This is a genomic window from Moorena sp. SIO3I6, assembly GCF_010672095.1.
In genome coordinates, this window is sequence record NZ_JAAHHU010001013.1 from 1 (window position 1) to 1,792 (window position 1,792).

Annotated in this window: 2 protein-coding genes; both read right to left on the reverse strand. The window is 42.9% G+C overall.

Translation table 11 applies throughout. The annotated features are described in order from the left end of the window. Positions 1 to 283 (reverse strand): XisI protein (locus tag F6K49_RS45530; RefSeq protein ID WP_293108800.1); only part of this gene is annotated, 283 nt, incomplete at its 3' end. After that, the gene (locus tag F6K49_RS45535; protein WP_075898016.1) at positions 274 to 684 is read right to left on the reverse strand and encodes a XisH family protein; all 411 of its coding nucleotides are present in this window, start codon (positions 682 to 684) and stop codon (positions 274 to 276) included. The genes F6K49_RS45530 and F6K49_RS45535, both read right to left, overlap by 10 nt. Positions 685 to 1,792: the final 1,108 nt, after the last annotated feature.

The window sequence follows — 1,792 nt, forward strand, 5'->3', positions numbered from 1 at the left end:
TATCGTGTTTAGGCACTCCCATTTCCACTAATCGGTTGGCAAGTCCCTCTTCCGTGCCATCATGCTGAATCCAAATTTTTCCACCCTTGATATCAACATGTAAAATACAGCCAAAATCACGTTTATTCCCACGCCAACCAACATAGAGCAGTTGGTAGTGATCCTGCTCTGTATCAAAGACAGTCTGAACCTCGTATTCTGGTGCAATTGTTTGCCGTGAAGCCCGTTGAGCACGTTGCGAAAGAAGATGTCGAATATACTGGCGATATTGCTCTACAGCCATTGAACAATTACCTCCTGTTTCACATCATAAATTACTAATCTAATCTGATAACGATCAACTGCTGCCATGATGAAGCGTCGCTGGAAAAAACTTTCATAAATTGGCTCTCGCACAGCCAAATAAAGCTGGCGATCGGGTTCAATCCTTGCCAGTGCATCTCGATAGTTTAGGAATTGCCCCAATGCCATATGAAAGTCAGAAACCTTGGATGGACTGATAAAACTTTTAACTTCAACAGCAATTTTCTGATTTTTTCGTTCTGCTGCTAATAGTTGCTCCGCTCCTAAATCAATCTCAAAATATACATCATCGATCCGAATTTCGTAAGGATCTGCCGTGATATGCCAGTTGTCTTTTTCTAAAGCAGTTCTCACAACAAAATGAAACCGATCTTTGACCATATCAACCTTCTCAGCATAGATCGTTTAACCTCGTCTACCCTAATTTAATAAACCTGGGGATATTGCAGTCTCTCCCTGCTGATTCGCACTTGTCTTGCACTCCTTCAGACATATCAGACTATTTAGAGGGCACTACATTATATTGTATATTATCCTTCTTCTGTCAAACTGGGGTCAAACCTTGATTTTTCGTAGGCTGAAATGACGCAAATTCGTTCGATTGTCCCAAAATGACAGAAGAGGAGTATAGCATTTACCAAATAGGCGAGGTACTTTTGTTCTGGGTTTTAGTGCCTACGCGAAGCGCAGCCCTTTGGGCTAATCCCAGGATATTGTAGGGTGCCCCCTCGACAGGGTAAGGCAGCAAGCGCAAAAAAGCAAAACGTTCCAACTCTTAACCAAACCAGCATCATTAGCACCGGTGGGTTGCTGAAAGGTTGGGATTGATGATCGTGATTGTCTTGATGCAGTCGCTCATGGGGGGAACCCCCAAGACCGCGCTGCATCGCTTTTCTGCCATTATGGAAGTAACTCCTACTTGCTTGGGAGGAAAACCGCGCTGGTAGTGATTAACGGCTACGACCAGCGCGGTTATTAGTTTCAGTCTGTACTTATAGTATACATAACTCCTCGAAAAAATGCAAGGGTTAATTTTAAAAAAAAATCTTTATTTACAACTATTATTATTAGCTATTTATAGACTCAGTTAGGTGTTATTTAATTTGACAGTATTTTTAAATTTACTGATCTAAAAAGGGAGCTTATGATCTAAAATTAGGGAGCATAGTTTAGGTAAGAGTTAAAGTACTAAAAAGCCTGTCTACATCATTAGAATAAAATGCGTTCGCGTAGCGTGACCTACGGTCAATCCCATAAGCGCGGAAGCTTCCCTTCATCGCGTAGCGGCTCAATGCTCGCGCATCGCATCCAATACCCGTACCAGATCATGCGATCGCATCCAATACCCGTACCAGATCATGTGATCGCATCCAATACCCGTACCAGATCATGCGATCGCATCCAATACCCGTACCAGATCATGCGATCGCATCCAATACCCGTACCAGATCATGCGATCGCATCCAATACCCGTACCAGATCATGCGAT